Source organism: Luteimonas sp. A611 (assembly GCF_054072715.1).
The window spans coordinates 1,168,566-1,184,052 of the sequence record NZ_JBSVRP010000001.1 but is presented as its reverse complement, the minus strand read 5'-3'; the positions used below and the strand labels follow the sequence as shown (position 1 = coordinate 1,184,052).

16 protein-coding genes are annotated in these 15,487 nt (G+C 68.1%); 15 read left to right on the top strand and 1 reads right to left on the bottom strand.

Features of this window, described 5'->3' with window-relative positions; genetic code table 11:
* Positions 1–2 precede the first annotated feature (2 nt).
* From ACW5EG_RS05260 to ACW5EG_RS05245, 4 genes are read left to right on the top strand one after another with little or no spacing between them, the layout of a single operon-like run.
* A complete protein-coding gene (locus ACW5EG_RS05260; protein WP_457017697.1) occupies positions 3–260 on the top strand; it encodes an acyl carrier protein in 258 nt (85 codons plus the stop codon).
* Positions 257–1,168 carry a peptide chain release factor N(5)-glutamine methyltransferase gene (gene prmC, locus ACW5EG_RS05255; RefSeq protein WP_457017696.1) on the top strand — a complete coding sequence of 304 codons (912 nt, stop codon included), beginning with the start codon at positions 257–259 and terminating at the stop codon, positions 1,166–1,168. Before ACW5EG_RS05260 ends, prmC begins: the two co-directional genes overlap by 4 nt.
* Positions 1,165–2,154 carry an NAD(+) synthase gene (nadE, locus tag ACW5EG_RS05250; RefSeq protein WP_457017695.1) on the top strand — a complete coding sequence of 330 codons (990 nt, stop codon included), beginning with the start codon at positions 1,165–1,167 and terminating at the stop codon, positions 2,152–2,154. The genes prmC and nadE overlap by 4 nt, the downstream gene beginning before the upstream one ends.
* Positions 2,151–3,182, top strand: a complete 1,032-nt coding sequence (locus tag ACW5EG_RS05245; protein ID WP_457017694.1) for a hypothetical protein — start codon at positions 2,151–2,153, stop codon at positions 3,180–3,182. Before nadE ends, ACW5EG_RS05245 begins: the two co-directional genes overlap by 4 nt.
* A gap of 75 nt (positions 3,183–3,257) precedes the next feature.
* On the opposite strand, the gene ACW5EG_RS05240 is transcribed toward ACW5EG_RS05245, so the two are convergent.
* Positions 3,258–4,559 carry an OprO/OprP family phosphate-selective porin gene (locus tag ACW5EG_RS05240; protein WP_457017693.1) on the bottom strand — a complete coding sequence of 434 codons (1,302 nt, stop codon included), beginning with the start codon at positions 4,557–4,559 and terminating at the stop codon, positions 3,258–3,260.
* 288 nt (positions 4,560–4,847) lie between these two features.
* On the opposite strand from ACW5EG_RS05240, the gene pstS (ACW5EG_RS05235) reads away from it, so the two are divergent.
* From pstS (ACW5EG_RS05235) to ACW5EG_RS05185, 11 genes are all read left to right on the top strand, one after another.
* Positions 4,848–5,870 carry a phosphate ABC transporter substrate-binding protein PstS gene (gene pstS / locus ACW5EG_RS05235; protein WP_457020996.1) on the top strand — a complete coding sequence of 341 codons (1,023 nt, stop codon included), beginning with the start codon at positions 4,848–4,850 and terminating at the stop codon, positions 5,868–5,870.
* 652 nt (positions 5,871–6,522) lie between these two features.
* On the top strand, positions 6,523–7,611 hold the full coding sequence (gene pstS / locus ACW5EG_RS05230; protein ID WP_457017691.1) for a phosphate ABC transporter substrate-binding protein PstS: 1,089 nt from the start codon (positions 6,523–6,525) through the stop codon (positions 7,609–7,611).
* A 56-nt stretch (positions 7,612–7,667) separates the two neighbouring features.
* Positions 7,668–8,636, top strand: a complete 969-nt coding sequence (gene pstC, locus ACW5EG_RS05225; protein ID WP_457017690.1) for a phosphate ABC transporter permease subunit PstC — start codon at positions 7,668–7,670, stop codon at positions 8,634–8,636.
* Positions 8,636–9,520, top strand: coding sequence for a phosphate ABC transporter permease PstA (pstA, locus tag ACW5EG_RS05220; RefSeq protein ID WP_457020995.1), 885 nt, complete (start codon positions 8,636–8,638; stop codon positions 9,518–9,520). The genes pstC and pstA overlap by 1 nt, the downstream gene beginning before the upstream one ends.
* A gap of 19 nt (positions 9,521–9,539) precedes the next feature.
* Positions 9,540–10,370 carry a phosphate ABC transporter ATP-binding protein PstB gene (gene pstB, locus ACW5EG_RS05215; protein WP_457018408.1) on the top strand — a complete coding sequence of 277 codons (831 nt, stop codon included), beginning with the start codon at positions 9,540–9,542 and terminating at the stop codon, positions 10,368–10,370.
* 126 nt (positions 10,371–10,496) lie between these two features.
* Positions 10,497–11,201, top strand: a complete 705-nt coding sequence (gene phoU, locus ACW5EG_RS05210; protein WP_457017688.1) for a phosphate signaling complex protein PhoU — start codon at positions 10,497–10,499, stop codon at positions 11,199–11,201.
* A 276-nt stretch (positions 11,202–11,477) separates the two neighbouring features.
* Complete coding sequence (locus ACW5EG_RS05205; protein WP_457017687.1) at positions 11,478–11,900, top strand: HvfA family oxazolone/thioamide-modified RiPP metallophore; 423 nt, start codon at positions 11,478–11,480, stop codon at positions 11,898–11,900.
* Between the two features lie 19 nt (positions 11,901–11,919).
* The gene (locus tag ACW5EG_RS05200) at positions 11,920–12,792 is read left to right on the top strand and encodes an HvfB family MNIO-type RiPP peptide maturase (protein WP_457017686.1); all 873 of its coding nucleotides are present in this window, start codon (positions 11,920–11,922) and stop codon (positions 12,790–12,792) included.
* Positions 12,785–13,570: an HvfC family RiPP maturation protein gene (locus ACW5EG_RS05195; RefSeq protein ID WP_457020994.1), complete on the top strand. Its 786-nt coding sequence runs from the start codon at positions 12,785–12,787 to the stop codon at positions 13,568–13,570. Before ACW5EG_RS05200 ends, ACW5EG_RS05195 begins: the two co-directional genes overlap by 8 nt.
* A gap of 218 nt (positions 13,571–13,788) precedes the next feature.
* Complete coding sequence (rnt, locus tag ACW5EG_RS05190) at positions 13,789–14,424, top strand: ribonuclease T (RefSeq protein ID WP_457017684.1); 636 nt, start codon at positions 13,789–13,791, stop codon at positions 14,422–14,424.
* A gap of 97 nt (positions 14,425–14,521) precedes the next feature.
* The gene (locus ACW5EG_RS05185) at positions 14,522–15,478 is read left to right on the top strand and encodes a hypothetical protein (protein ID WP_457017683.1); all 957 of its coding nucleotides are present in this window, start codon (positions 14,522–14,524) and stop codon (positions 15,476–15,478) included.
* Positions 15,479–15,487 lie beyond the last annotated feature (9 nt).

The following is a 15,487-nucleotide window of genomic DNA, read 5'->3' as shown; positions in this document are numbered from 1 at the left end:
ACATGACTGAAACCGCCGTCCGCGAAAAGATCCGCGGCCACATCATGGAAAACCTGATGTTCACCGACGACCCCGCGCGCCTGCCGGATGACGCGTCGCTGCTGGACATGGGCGTCATCGACTCCACCGGCGTGCTGGAGCTGGTGCTGCTGATGGAGGAGAACTTCTCGCTGCAGGTGCAGGACGCCGCGATCGTGCCGGACAACTTCGATTCGGTGGACCGCATGGTCTCGTTCGTGCTCCGCTCGAAACCGGCATGACCCTGCCAGACGCGTACGCAGCCCGGCTGCAGCGGCTGCGGCAGGACTGGCAGCCGATCCCGGACAAGCCCGAGGAAACCGCGGAAAACACTCTGCTTGCGCTGTGCTGGACCGCGGCCGGCTCGCCGCGCTCCGCCGTCGCTGCCGACGCATCCGCGATGCTGCCATCGTTGGATGCGGACGCGCAGCGCCGGCTGGATCATCTGATCGACAGCCGCATGGCCGGGGTACCGCTCGCCCACCTCACCGGCCGCCAGCACTTCCTCGGACTGGAACTGATGGCGGGGCCGGATGCGCTGATTCCGCGCGCGGAAACCGAGCTGCTGGGGCGCGCCGTGATCGGCCTGGCGCAGGAGATCGCCGCCACGCTTGCGGTCGATGTGTGCACCGGCTGCGGCAATCTTGCCCTCGCGTTGGCCCACCATGTCGACGGCGTCCAGGTGCACGGCGCCGACCTCAGCGTGCAATCGATCGAACTCGCGCGCCGCAACGCCGCGATGCTGGGCCTGGAGGGACGCACCGGGTTCCGCAGCGGCGACCTGCTCGCGCCTTTCGACGCACGGGAATTTGCGGGCAGCGTCGATCTCATCGTGTGCAATCCGCCATACATCAGCAGCGGCAAGGTCGCGGCGATGGCGCCGGAGATTTCAGCGCACGAGCCGCGGCTGGCCTTCGACGGCGGGACGCTGGGCGTGTCCATCCTCACCCGGCTCATGCACGAAGCGCCACGGTTCCTGCGCAGCGGCGGCTGGCTGGCGTTCGAGGTGGGCGCCGGACAGGGAGCTGCCATGGCGCGCAGGCTGCGCAACGATGCCGCCTGGGATGAGGTGCGCGAACACAGGGATGCCGGCGGCGTGGTGCGCGCGGTGCTGGCACGTCGCGGCAAGCTCGAGGAGGTGGTGGCGTGAGTGGACTGGACTGGAACGTTCTGGACATCGACTACGAAAGTGAGGCCGACCGCATCTGCGCAGGGCTGCGCGAAGCGGTGGCAACGCAGCTGCGCCGGCGCGGCCTGGTGGTGGCGATCTCCGGCGGCATCGACAGTTCGGTGTGCGCGGCGCTGGCGGTGCGTGCCCTGGGCGCGACCAAGGTGCATTGCCTGATCCTGCCCGAGCGCGATTCCGACCCCGACAGCGCCGCGCGTGCGGCGCTGCTGGCCGACTCCTTGAGCGTGCACGCCGAGACCTTCGACATCGCGCCGGCGCTCGAAGCCATCGGCGCCTACGCGGCGCGCGATGCCGCGGTGCGCACCGTGCTTCCGGAGTACGGCGACGACTGGAAAATGAAGCTGGCGATCGCCGGCGGCAGCGAGGGCGCGATCAACCGCTTCCGCCTGGTCGCGCGCTCGCCGGACGGCGCCCTGCACGAACGCGAGCTGCGCCTGCACGAGTACCTGACGATCGTGGCGGCGACCAGCTACAAGCAGCGCCTGCGCAAGACCATCGAGTACTTCCACGCCGACCGCCTGCACTACGCCGTGGTCGGCACGCCCAACCGGCTGGAGTACGACCAGGGTTTCTTCGTCAAGAATGGCGACGGGTCGGCCGACATCAAGCCGATCGCGCACCTGTACAAGACCCAGGTCTACGGCATGGCGCGCCACCTCGGGCTGCCAGAACGGCTGTGCAGCGCGCAGCCGACCACCGACACCTACAGCCTCGAGCAGGGCCAGGACGAGTTCTACTTCGCCCTGCCCTACCGGTCCATGGACCTCGCGCTGTGGGCGCTCGAACAAGGCCTCGATGCTGAAGTGTTGGCGCAGGCCATCGGCGTCACCCCGGCGCAGGCGGCGGCAGTCTACGAGGACATCGTCCGCAAGCGGCGCACCACACGCCCGCTGCACATGCGTCCTGTGCTGCTGGGCGAGGTCGCGGTCGGGACAGACATCGCATGAGCGCCGCCGCCGAAGGCAACGGTTACCGGGTCGAAGATGGCGACATCGCGCGCGAAGGCGACGCGGCCATCGCGGTGTGGCGCGCCAGCCTGGGCGGCAGCGAGGGGCGTGCGGCCAAGTTCGAATGGTTCTACCGTGCCGCTCCCGAGGGCGCCCAGCTGCAGGTCCTGCGCCCCGGGCCGGGCCAGGAGATCGTGGGAACCGCGGGCGTCGGCTGGCGCCGCATGCGCGCCGGCGAGCGCGCCCTGCGCGGCGGCCTGCTTGCGGACATGGCGGTGCTCGCGGGTCACCGCACGCTCGGCCCGGCCATGCAGCTGCAGCGCGCGGCCAGCGAACGCGCACTGGCGACGGGCGATCTGGTCTACGGGTTTCCCAATGCCAACGCCGTGCCGGTGGTGAGGCGGCTTGGCTACGTCCACATCGGCGACATGGTGCTCTATGTCCGCGCCCTGCGACACGCGCCCTACCTCGAGCGCAAGCTGCCCAGGCCGCTCGCACGCATGCTGGGCAGCGCCGTCGACGGCGCGTTTGCGATCCGCGACCTGCTGCGCAACGCGCATCGCGGCCGACTGCATGCGGACTGGAGCCGGACGCCGCACGACCTGCCGCATCCGCGCTGGTCACATCCAGGCATGCTCGAAGGCGTGCGCGACCGGGCGGTGCTCGAATGGCGTTTTGCCCACAGCCCGCTGGCGGTGTTCCGGTTCCTCTATCTTCGCCGCAGCGCCGAGGCGCCGCCCATCGCATGGTTTGCATGCCATCGCGACGGTGATGTGTTGCGCATCGCGGATTTCGGCTTCGAGCCCGGGGCGTCCGTGCCGCACTGCATCGCGCGGCTCGCCCAGGCCGCGGTCGCCGAGGGCTGCAGGTCGCTGGCCGTCGAATGCTGCCTGCCGGAGCAGGAACTCTCCGCGCTCCTGCGCAGCGGTTTCCGGGCGCGGCAGCGGCGTCCCATCTACGCGCGCTGGAAGGATGCAACGCAGGCCACGCCCGCGGTCCGGTTCACCGCGTTCGACGAAGACGAGTAGGCCAGGCACAAAGACGAACCGGGCGCGGCTTTCGCTCGCGCCCGGTTCGCCGGCATCGCATCAGCAGGTGGCGTGTTACCAGGAGAACTGCGTGCGCAGCGCGTACTGCCCGGTCTCGTCGCCGGTGAAGCCGTTGTCGCCCTGCGTGTAGTTGAACATGAAGCGCAGGTTGGGATTGACGTAGTAGTTCACGCCGAGGATCCAGCTGCTGACGTCCAGCGCCTGGATGTCCTTGTTCTCGATCGAGTCGTAGCGCGCGGTCAGCTCCCACAGGCCGCGGTCGTCGACAGCCGCCGAGCCGAACACGCCGGTGCCGCCCTTGTAAGGCTTGTGGCCGCCGTTGAGGTGCCAGCTGCCCTGCAGGTACCAGCTGGCAACGTCCTGGTCGGGGCCGATCGGCTGGCCGAAGCTGGCGTTGGCGTATTCGCCCTGGAAGAACATCGGGCCGAACGAACCGGCGGCCTCGAGGCCGTAGGCCGTCACTTCATCGCCGCTGGCACCACTGACCGTTGCGATGGTCTGCGACGGGCCACGGCGGCCGGCATAGTTGACCGAGGCGCGCAGGTCGGCCGAGCCTTTGTTGGCGTTCTCCTGGCTCACCCAGCCGCCGAAGTGCAGGGTGCTTTCCGCGGTGTTGATCGGCGCGAACGTCGCGCGGCCCGCGTAGCCCACACCCTCGTTGCGCGTGCCGCTGGCGCCACGCAGGTTGAAGGCGCTGAAGCCGGCGGTGTAGCTGTCGCCCGCGCGCAGGTAGCCCACGCCCTGCTGGAACTGACGGCCGTTGAACAGGCCGGTGGCCGACGCGAACGGACGCTCCATCATCAGGATCTCGTTGGAGCTGGTCAGCTCCTCCATCGAGCGGTACGGCTTGAAGTGGCCGATGGTGACCTTGCCGCCCAGCGCGGACTTGGCGATGTAGACGTCGCGGAAGCCTTCCAGGCCACCGCCGGCGCCGAAGTCGTTCTCCATCTTGTAGTCCCAGCCGTAGGCCTTGCCCTGCAGGGTCAGGCGCGCGCGGCGGAACTCGGTGGTGCCGGTGGTATCGGCCTGGTCGCGATCGAAGGCATAGGCATCGAAATGGATGCGGCCGCCGATCGAGGCTTCGAACTTCTTGTCCGGCGAGGTGATCTTGATCCCGCCCTTGGTGGAGACGACCGGATTGGTCGTCGACATCTTGTCCAGGTTTTCCTGGGTGGCGACGTTGATGTCCGACTGCGCGTCGGTGCGCGTCTCCAGCTCTTCGACCTTGGCTGCGAGCGCCATGATCTGGGCCTTGAGCTCGGATACTTCGCGGTCCTGCGCCGACTGCGCGGCGGCGGTGAAGCTGGTCGAGCCGAGCGCGGTGGCAAGCGCGGCAGCGAGGATCGTGTGACGCATGTGATGGATTCCCGATGGTGAGTAGGAAGGAGGGTGCAGGCGACAAGAAGGGCGCGACACTGCGTCCGGAAGCACTTGGGCGGCGATGCATGGCCGCCCTGGCGTGCACAGAATGGGGCGGTTTGATTACGGGAAAATGACAGGACGGATGTGGCCGGCAACCACTGCAAGAGCGCGGTTCCGTAGCGCTGTCATGCAACCGTCATCGCAACGGCATCGGGCTGTCATCTCGCAGTCGTGCAATGGCGTCCGCAGCGGGACTCCTCCCGCATTGACTCCAGGGACTCCATGCACGCCATCCTCAAGACCTCGATCGCCGCGCTCGGCCTGTCGGCGGCCCTTGCCGCTTCCTCCGCATACGCCAACGACGCCACCGGCGCCGGCGCCTCCTTCGTGTATCCGGCCATCTCGCGCTGGTCGGCCGACTACCAGCAGGCCACCGGCAAGCAGATCAACTACCAGTCGATCGGCTCGGGCGGCGGTATCGCCCAGATCAAGGCGGCGACGGTGGACTTCGGTTCGTCCGACGCGCCGCTCAAGCCCGACGACCTGGCCAAGTCCGGCCTGGCGCAGTTCCCGTCGGTGATCGGCGGTGTGGTGCCGATCGTCAACCTGCAGGGCGTGCAGGCCGGCGCGATGAAGCTCGACGGCAAGACGCTCGCCGACATCTTCCTCGGCAAGATCACCATGTGGAACGATCCGGCCATCGTCGCGCTCAATGGCGGCGTTCCGCTGCCGGAAGCCAAGATCACCGTCGTCCACCGCTCCGACGGTTCGGGCACCAGCTTCAACTTCACCAACTACCTGTCCAAGGTCAGCTCCGGCTGGAAGGATGCAGTGGGTGAAGGCACCGCTGTGAAGTGGCCGGTCGGCATCGGCGGCAAGGGCAACGAGGGCGTCGCCGCCTACGTCAAGCAGATCAAGGGCGGCATCGGCTATGTCGAGCTGTCCTACGCGCTGCAGAACAAGCTGGCGTTCTCGCGCCTCCAGAACGCCGCCGGAAATTTCGTGAACCCCAGCGAAGAGACCTTCTCGGCGGCCGCCGCCAGCGCCGACTGGGCTTCGGCTCGCGACTTCCATCTGGTGATGACCAACGCGCCCGGCGAGAACGCCTGGCCGATCACCGCCACCAACTTCATCCTGATGCGCAAGCAGCCCAAGAATGCGGAAAGCGCGAAGAACGCGCGCGAGTTCTTCCGCTGGGTCTACGCCAACGGCGACGACCAGGCGCGTGCGCTCGGCTACGTGCCGCTGCCCGACTCGCTGGTGCGCCAGGTCGAAACCTACTGGACCACCGCGCTCCCTTACTGATCCGCCCTCCTCTCTCCCTCGGCGATCTTCTTTGCGGGCCTTCGGGCCCGCTTTTTTTTGTTCCTTCTCCCATTCAAGGGTAGTCGGCCGGGTGGGCGGGATCAGGCCTGCGGCCCGGAGTCGCCCCGGGTCGGGGGTTGCTCCTCGGCTCGGTCAGCCATCCATGGCTGACTCGCCGCCGCAGCGCATCCATGCGCTGCTTTCCACAACCCCCGCCCCGGAGCGACCACTGCCGAGTCACTGATGTGGCTTCGAGAAAGCTGGCCATCGAAGCATCGCAGCACCAGTCCCAGTGAGCCGTGCCCTGGCGACCGGGGATCGCGAAAAGCAAAACATGGATGTTTTGCGCGCGAGTCAGGACAGGATGTCCTGACCGAGCGGAAAGCGATTCCCGGTCGACAGGGCGCGGCGTCCAATCGAAGCCGCGCGGACTCCCAGCAACCGTGTCCAGCTTCTCCCTTGGCTTGGAGAAGAGTCTTTTTTTGCCCGCTCCCGCGTCCGCCCCGTGCAGGAGCGGCTTCCTACAAATTCTGCGAACCGCGAAATACAGCCGTTTCCACGCTCCCCTGTCGCGGCGTCATACGCCTGTAACAAAAACATCATTTCATAGTGGCATCCCGTCCGCGCAGCACCGGACACAACGGAGTCGCCCATGAAATCCCCCATCGCGCGCCTGAGCCTGCTGGCGCTGTCGACCGCCCTGTTCGCCACCGCCTGCTCGTCCGACAGCCCCGCTCCCGGCCAGGCACCTTCCGCCGAAGCCTCGGCCGCGGCGGCCTCCGGCGAGCGCGTGAGCACCGAGATCTCCGGCGCCGGCGCATCGTTTATCTTTCCGCTGGTGTCGAAGTGGTCGGCCGACTACAACGCCGCCACCGGCGCCAAGGTCAACTACCAGTCGATCGGATCGGGCGGTGGCATCGCCCAGATCAAGGCCGGAACCGTCGATTTCGGCTCCAGCGACAAGCCGCTGTCGAGCGAGGAACTGGCGCAGGCCGGCCTCGGCCAGTTCCCGTCCGCGATCGGTGGCGTCGTGCCCGTCGTCAACCTCGAAGGCCTGCAGCCCGGACAGCTGAAGCTGACCGGCGCCGTGCTCGCCGACATCTTCCTCGGCAAGATCACCACCTGGAACGACCCGGCGATCGCCGCGCTCAACGCCGGCACCACGCTGCCGGACGGCAAGATCAGCATCGTCCATCGCTCTGACGGCTCGGGCACCACGTTCAATTTCTCCAACTACCTGTCCAAGCTCAGCCCCGACTGGAAGGCGAAGGTCGGCGAAGGCACTTCGCTGCAATGGCCGACCGGCGTGGGCGGCAAGGGCAACGAGGGCGTGGCCTCCTACGTGCAGCAGATCAAGGGCTCGATCGGCTACGTCGAACTGGCCTACGCGCTGCAGAACGGCATGCCGTATGCGTCGCTGCAGAACGCGGCCGGCAACTTCGTGCAGCCCAGCGAGGAGAGCTTCGCCGCTGCGGCGGCGACCGCAGACTGGGCCAGCGCCAGCGACTTCAACCTGGTCATCACCAACGCACCGGGCGCGGACGCCTGGCCGATCACCGCGACCAACTTCATGCTGATGCACAAGCAGCCGAAGGATGCGTCGCGCAGCAGGGCGGCGCTGGAGTTCTTCAAGTGGGCGTTCGAGAACGGCCAGGCGCAGGCCAGCGAACTGCACTACGTACCGCTGCCGGCGGAGCTGGTGCAGCAGATCGAGACCTACTGGGCTGCGGAGTTCAAATGACGATCGGCCCCGCGCGCAACGCGCGGGGATGACGCCTCCTCCAATCCGGAAACCCAATGAGCGCCATCCCACTCCCCGCTTCGACCGGCAGCACCCGCGACGTTCGCGACGCGCGCAACGACCGCATGTTCCGATGGGTGCTCACCGCCACCGTGGTGTTCGTCCTGCTCGCGCTCGCCGGCGCCGCGCTGGCGATGCTCTGGGGCGGCCGCGACGCGCTCGCTACGCAGGGCTGGAGTTTCTTCTACTCGGCCGAATGGAATCCGGTCGAGAACCGCTACGGCGCGCTGGTGCCGATCTACGGCACCATCGTCACCGCCATCATCGCCATGATCATCGCGGTGCCGGTGAGTTTCGGCATCGCCTTCTTCCTCACCGAAGTGGCGCCGCGCTGGCTGCGCGGGCCGGTCGGAACCGCCATCGAGCTGCTCGCGGGCATCCCCTCGATCATCTACGGCATGTGGGGCCTGTTCGTGCTGGTGCCGGTGATGACCGAGTACGTCACCCCGTGGCTCAATGACCACCTCGGCACGATCCCGGGCGTGGGCGTGCTGTTCCGCGGCCCGCCGCTGGGCATCGGCATGCTTACCGCCGGCTTCGTGCTGGCGATCATGGTGATTCCGTTCATCTCCTCGGTGATGCGCGAGGTGTTCCTCACCGTGCCGACGCGGCTGAAGGAATCGGCCTACGCGCTGGGCTCCACCAAGTGGGAAGTGAGCTGGGACATCGTCCTGCCCTATACCCGCTCGGCGGTGATCGGCGGCATCTTCCTGGGTCTGGGTCGCGCACTGGGCGAGACCATGGCGGTGGCCTTCGTGGTCGGCAACTCGGTGCGGCTGTCGGCCTCGCTGCTCGATCCGGGCACCACCATCGCGGCGCTGATCGCCAACGACTTCGGCGAGGCCACCGAGACCTATCGCTCGGCGCTGCTGCTGCTGGGCTTCGTGCTGTTCGTCGTGACCTTCGTGGTGCTGGCGATCGCCCGCTTCATGCTGATGCAGCTCTCGCGCAAGGAGGGCAACTGATGTCCACCGCCACCGCCCGCGAACTCGCGGTCGCCGACCGCCTCTATGCACGCCGCCGCCTTGGCAATCTGCTCGCCATCGTGCTTGCCGTGCTGGCCGCGGCATTCGGCCTGTTCTTCCTGGGCTGGATCCTGTGGACCCTGTTCAGCAAGGCGGTCGGCGGCCTCAACTGGGCGCTGTTCACCCAGATGACCCCGCCGCCGATGCAGGAGGGCGGACTGCTCAACGCCTTCTTCGGCAGCGCGGTGATGTGCGCCATGGCGATCGGCATCGGCACGCCGCTGGGCGTCGCCGCCGGCACCTGGCTCGCCGAGTACGGCAAGGCGCGCAAGATCGGGACCGTCGTGCGTTTCGTCAACGACATCCTGCTGTCCGCGCCGTCCATCGTGCTCGGGCTGTTCGTGTACACCCTGATCGTGATGCAGACCGGCGGCCGTTTCTCTGCGCTGGCCGGTGCGATCGCGCTGGCCTTCATCGTCCTGCCGGTGGTGGTGCGCACCACCGACGAGATGCTGCAACTGGTACCCGTGCAGATGCGCGAGGCGGCGCTGTCGCTGGGCGTTCCGCAGTGGAAGGTGATCGTGCAGGTGCTGTACCGCAGCGCCTCGGCCGGCATCATCACCGGCATCCTGCTGTCGCTGGCCCGTATCTCGGGCGAAACCGCGCCGCTGCTGTTCACCGCCTTCGGCAACCAGTACTGGAACTCCAACGTGCTGCAGCCGATGGCGAGCGTGCCGGTGGTGATGTACCAGTACGCCGGCAGCCCGTATGAATCCTGGCAGCAGCTTGCCTGGTCCGGCGCCTTCGTGCTGACCGCATTCGTCCTGCTGATCAGCCTGTCTGCGCGCGCCCTGCTGCTGCGCAACAGGATTTCCCATGACTGACCTTTCCCTGGACCCGTCCATGAACGATCTCGCCACCGCCGCGTCCCCGCAACGCATCAAGCTCGCGGCGCACCAGCGCGGCGCGCTGGCGCCGATGCCGACCAAGGTCTCGGTCAAGGGCCTGGATTTCCACTACGACAAGTTCCACGCGCTGAAGGACGTGAGCCTCGACATTCCCGAGAAACGCGTGACCGCGCTGATCGGCCCGTCGGGCTGCGGCAAGTCGACCCTGCTGCGCATCTTCAACCGCATCTACTCGCTGTATCCCAAGCAGGTCGCCAGCGGCCAGATCCTGCTGGACGGCGAGAACATCCTCTCGCCGAAGTACCCGATGAACCGGCTGCGCTCGAAGGTCGGCATGGTGTTCCAGAAGCCGGTGCCGTTCCCGATGACGATCTATGAGAACGTCGCTTACGCCATCCGCCACCACGAGAAGCTGTCGAAGACGCAGCTCGACGAACGCGTCGAGCACGCGCTGCACCAGGGTGCGCTGTGGGGCGAGGTCAAGGACAAGCTCGGGCAGTCGGCGCTGGGCCTGTCCGGCGGCCAGCAGCAGCGCCTGTGCATCGCGCGCGCGGTGGCGCTGCGCCCGGACGTGCTGCTGCTCGACGAGCCGACCTCGGCGCTGGACCCGATCTCGACCAGCCGCATCGAGCAGTTGATCGAAGAGCTCAAGCTGGACTACACCATCGTCATCGTCACCCACAACATGCAGCAGGCCGCGCGCGTGTCCGACTTCACCGCCTTCATGTACCTGGGCGACCTGATCGAGCACGACGCCACCGAGACGATTTTCTCCAACCCCTCCAAGCGGCAGACCGAGGACTACATCACCGGGCGCTTCGGGTGACACAGCCCGCTTGCGCGGCACTGCCGGACGCCCGGCCATGATGGCCGGGAAGGACGATCCGAAGCCCACGTTGCCGTACCACGTACGGCTGCGTCCACACCGCCCACCATTGGAACCGTGACCGTCATGAGCACCCAACCCCACGACCACATCGTCAAGAGCTACGACGAAGAACGCCAGCGCCTGCTCGGCGAGATCCTGCGCATGGGCGAAATGTCCGTCGCACAACTGGAGGCGGCGCTCGATGTCGTCGAGCGTCGCGACGACAAGGCCGCCGCGCGCATCGTCGCCAACGACGAGGCGATCGACCTGCTCGAGCAGGAGATCAGCCAGGACGTCATGCGGTTGGCGCTGCGCGGCCCGATGGCACGTGACCTGCGGGAAATCCTGGCTGCGCTGCGCATCGCTTCGGACATCGAGCGCATTGGCGATTACGCGGCCAACGTGGCCAAGCGTTCCACCGCCCTCAACGCCGCGCCGCCGCTGCCGCATACGCGCGGCCTGAACGTGCTGGGCCAGCGCGTGGTGCGCCAGATGCGCGACGTGCTGGCCGCCTTCGTCGCCAACGATGCCGAGGCCGCGCAGCGCGTGCGCGCGCAGGATGCCGAGGTCGACCTCCTGCATACCGGCCTGTTCCGCGAACTGCTGACCTACATGATGGAGGACGCGCGCGCCATCACGCCCTGCACCCATCTGCTGTTCATGGCCAAGAACCTCGAGCGCGTGGGCGACCACGCCACCAACATCGCCGAGAACATCTGGTTCCTGGTGCATGGCGACGACGCGCTGCCGCCGCGCGAGAAGCGCGACGACACCAGCATCGCGACCTGAGTGCTGCGCTGCGTCAAGGGCGCTGGACACGCCGTGCACATCGCTGCGGCAGCTCCCTGCCGCAGGCGGGAACGCGAGCCTGGGGAGGCGTCGGGCTAACCCGCGCTTAATGCGGCTGCGCACACACTCCCGGACCGGAGATGGCGGGACCTGGCAACCGGGTGACCCGTGCCGCCATGCGGCACGGGCTTCAGATCGAGCCGATGCGACGGATCCGCCCCTCCCGACTCCCGCCATCCGCATGGCGGGTGCATCCGTCCAAAGAGGAGCTCCACCATGACGCAGTCCAGCAAGAAACCGACCCTGGTCAGCCTCGGCACCGCCCTCGCCGGCGGCCTGTTGCTGTCGGGCTCAAGCTTTGCGATCACCCCCCTCGCGCAGGGCTACATGGTGGGCGCGCAGGAAGCGGCCACCGCCACCAGTGAACAGCAGGCCGCCCGCAGCGGCGACAAGGCGAAGGCCGAGGGCAAGTGCGGCGAAGGCAAGTGCGGCATCGACAAGGTCGACACCGACAAGGACGGCAAGGTCTCGCGCGCCGAATTCGCTGCCGTCCATCCGGACGAGGCCGCGAAGTTCGCCGCCATGGACGCCAACGCCGACGGCTTCGTCGACCAGGCCGAACACGAGGCCCACAAGGCCGGCAGCAAGGCCGGCATGGAAGGCAAGTGCGGCGAGGGCAAGTGCGGCGGCATGGCCTGATCACCTGATCCGCGTAGCCATGCACGCGCTGCCGCCACCGCTGGCCGACGCCAGCGCGGGCCTGGGCCTGCGGCGCGGATTGCTGTCCGCGCTGCAGGCTGCCGAGCCTGGCGCATTCGATTTCCTCGAGTGCGCACCGGAGAACTGGATCGGCGTCGGTGGCCGGCTTGGCGCCGCTTTCGAAGCCCTGGCGGAACGGCATCCCGTCACCTGCCACGGCCTGTCCCTGTCGCTGGGCGGGCCGGCGCCTCTGGACGAGACCTTCGTCGCCCGCGTCGGGCGCTTCCTCGAGCGTCATCGCGTCCCGCTCTACAGCGAACACCTGAGCTGGTGCAGCGACGACGGCCAGCTCTACGACCTGCTGCCGCTGCCGTTCACCGAAGAGGCCGTCGAGCACGTGTCCGCCCGGATCCGCCGCGTGCAGGACATCCTCGGGCGCAGGATCGCCATCGAGAACGTGAGCTACTACGCGGCATTGCCGCCCGCGCAGTCGCAGGCGCTGGACGAAGCCGGCTTCATAGAGGCGGTGCTCGAACGCGCCGACTGCGACCTGCTGCTCGACGTCAACAACATCCACGTCAACGCGGTCAACCACGGCTACGACCCGCTCGGCTACCTGCGGCGCATGCCGACGGCGCGGATCGCCTGCTACCACGTCGCCGGCCATCATGACGAGGCCGCCGACCTGAAGGTCGACACCCACGGGGCCGCGGTCATCCCGGACGTGTGGGCCCTGCTGGCCGAAGCCTATCGCGTGCACGGCGTCCGCCCGACTCTGCTCGAGCGCGACTTCAACTTCCCGCCGTTCGGCGAACTGCTGGACGAGGTCGCTGCCATCCGCAGGCTCCAGTACGGCGCTGCCACGCTCGCAGCGGTGCCTGCGCATGGCTGAGGCGCCGGTCGCGCTGCGCGAGCAGCAGTTCGCGCTGTCGCGCCATTTGCGGGATCCGCAGACAGCGCCCGCGCCCGCCGGCATCGAGGAGCGGCGACTCGCGGTCTATCGCGACCTGCTCTACAACAACCTGCAGTCCCTGCTTGCAGGCAACTTCCCGGTGATCCGCGCGACCCTGCCCGATCCGGACTGGCACGCCCTGGTGCGCGCCTTCTACGCCGGCCATCGCTGTCAGACACCGCTGTTCACCGAGATCGGGCGCGAGTTCGTGCGCTGGCTCGACGCCCGGGAGTCCGATACCCCTGCGCTGCCGCCCTGGCTTGCGGAGCTGGCGCACTACGAATGGGTGGAGCTGGCGCTGCAGATTTCGGATGCCGAACCCGGCGCCGACGTGGTCGCGGTCCAGGCCGGGCAACCCGACGCGATGCAGGCACTGCTCGACGGCGTGCCCGTGGGTTCGCCGCAGGCCTGGGCACTGGCCTATCGCTGGCCCGTGCACCGGATCAGCCCGGGTCAGCGCCCGACCGCTGCGCCCGAGCAGCCGACCCTGCTGCTGGTGCATCGCGATGCCGAAGGCGAAGTGTCCTTCGCCGAACTGTCGCCGCTGGCATTCCGCCTGCTGGAGCTGCTGTCACAAGGCGACCGCTGCGGCCACGACTGCCTGCTGGCCCTCGCGACCGAAGCCGGCGCCGACCCGGAAACGTTCCTCGCCGAGGGCGGCGCCATGCTGCTGCAGATGCTGGCCGCAGGCACGATCTGCGGCATCCGCGAGACCTGACCCGGATCCCTTCCGCACTTGCCGGCCGCCACCAGTGCCGGCAGCCGCCGCCGCATGCCCGATCCGTCATCCCGGCGAAAGCCGGGATCCATTTTGATCTAGCTCCCGGGATAGCCACCGCCTGACAGCCTGCGGGCCGCCAAAGCCTGCAGCCCATCCATCAATGCACAAGCCTTGTCGCATTCCGGCCTGACCAGCCGCTCTGCTAGGCTTCGTGCATGGATCAAGCCACTACGCCCGCGCCCCCCGTCAGCCTGCTCACCCGCCGCTTCCGCGGCTACCTGCCCGTGGTCGTGGACGTGGAAACCGGCGGCTTCGATTGGAATCGCCACGCTCTGCTCGAGATCGCCGCCGTGCCGATCGACGTCGACGACAGCGGCGCGCTTGTGCTCGGCGAATCGGTCAGCACCCACGTCGAGCCCGCACCGGGAACCGACATCGACCCGCAGTCGCTGGAGGTCACCGGCATCGACCTCGACCACCCTTTCCGCTTCGCCAAGCCCGAGCGCGAGGCGCTGGACCACGTGTTCGCGACCGTGCGTGCGGCGGTGAAGAAGCACGGCTGCCAGCGCGCGATCCTGGTCGGGCACAACGCCCACTTCGACCTGAACTTCCTCAATGCCACGGTGGCGCGCACGGGCCACAAGCGCAATCCGTTCCATCCCTTCAGCGTGTTCGACACGGTCACCCTTGCCGGCCTGGCGTACGGCCAGACCGTACTCGCGCGCGCGGTGCAGGCAGCGGGTTTCGACTGGAGCAGCGAGGACGCGCACTCGGCGCTGTATGACGCGGAGCAGACCGCGAAGCTGTTCTGCAAGATCGTCAACGCCTGGCCGTCGCCGCAGCGCAGCTGAGCCGCTGACGCTCGCGCACCCACGCCGCAAGCGTCGACCTGGGCTGCACATCGCCTGTGATCCACTCGTGTACATCCGCACGAGAGGAGACCGCACGATGCAGATTACCCGCGCCAAGGCCAGCCAGCTGCTCAACCAGAAGGAAATGGCGCTTTACGACGAGAGCCGGGTCAACGGCCTGCGCCAGCTTGACGGCAAGGCGATCTCGACCCGCATCACCCGCGCCCGCGCGTCGCGCGACCGGGCGCGGGACCTGGTGCGCCGACAGAAACTGTCCTCCCGCGCCGACACCGGCAGCAAGCGCGGCGCCAGCGGCGCCGCCAACCAGCGCAGCAAGGACAAGGCCGAGCTGATGGCCGACATCCTCGCGCGCTTCGAGGCGGGGCTGCGAGATGCGGATGGGGAGGCCGGCACGAAGTCCCGCCGCGCGACCTCGACGGCCACGAAGAAGACGGCCGCGCCTGCGAAGAAGGCTGCGAAGACAACCGGCGCGAAGGCCGCCGGGAAGGTCGCCAAGTCCCCGAAGAAGGTTGCAACCAAGGCCGCAAAAAAGACCGCGACGAAGAAGGCTGAGACGGGAATCGGAAAGAAGACCGCGTCGAAGAAGGCTGCGACGGGAATCGGGAAGAAGACGGCGACCATGAAGGCGGCGGCAACTACCCCGAAAAAGCGGGCTGCGAACAAGACCGCAACCGGCGCCGCAAGTACCGCTGCCGCGAAGGGCAGCCGCACGACGCCAGGTATCGCGTCAGGCAAGGCGGGCGCGTCCCGCAGCCGTCCGCGCAAACGCGGGATCACGCCCGAGCAGGCGCTGGCGCAGACCCAGGCGCTGCTGGAAGCCAAGCAGGCGCGCGACCAGGAGCCCAAGCCCTGGGCCGACGGCGTCGAAGGCGGCGTCGATTCCGGCACGCCGGGCTACCAGTCGGACAGCGCCGCAGGCCGGGCCAAGCGGCTGCATGCCGGCGAGGTCCGTCTGCCGGCGATCCAGGGCAGCGTCAGCACCCGCGACCGCATCAATCAGGGCAAGCGGGACAATCGCGGCAACGACGATTGAGTCGCATCA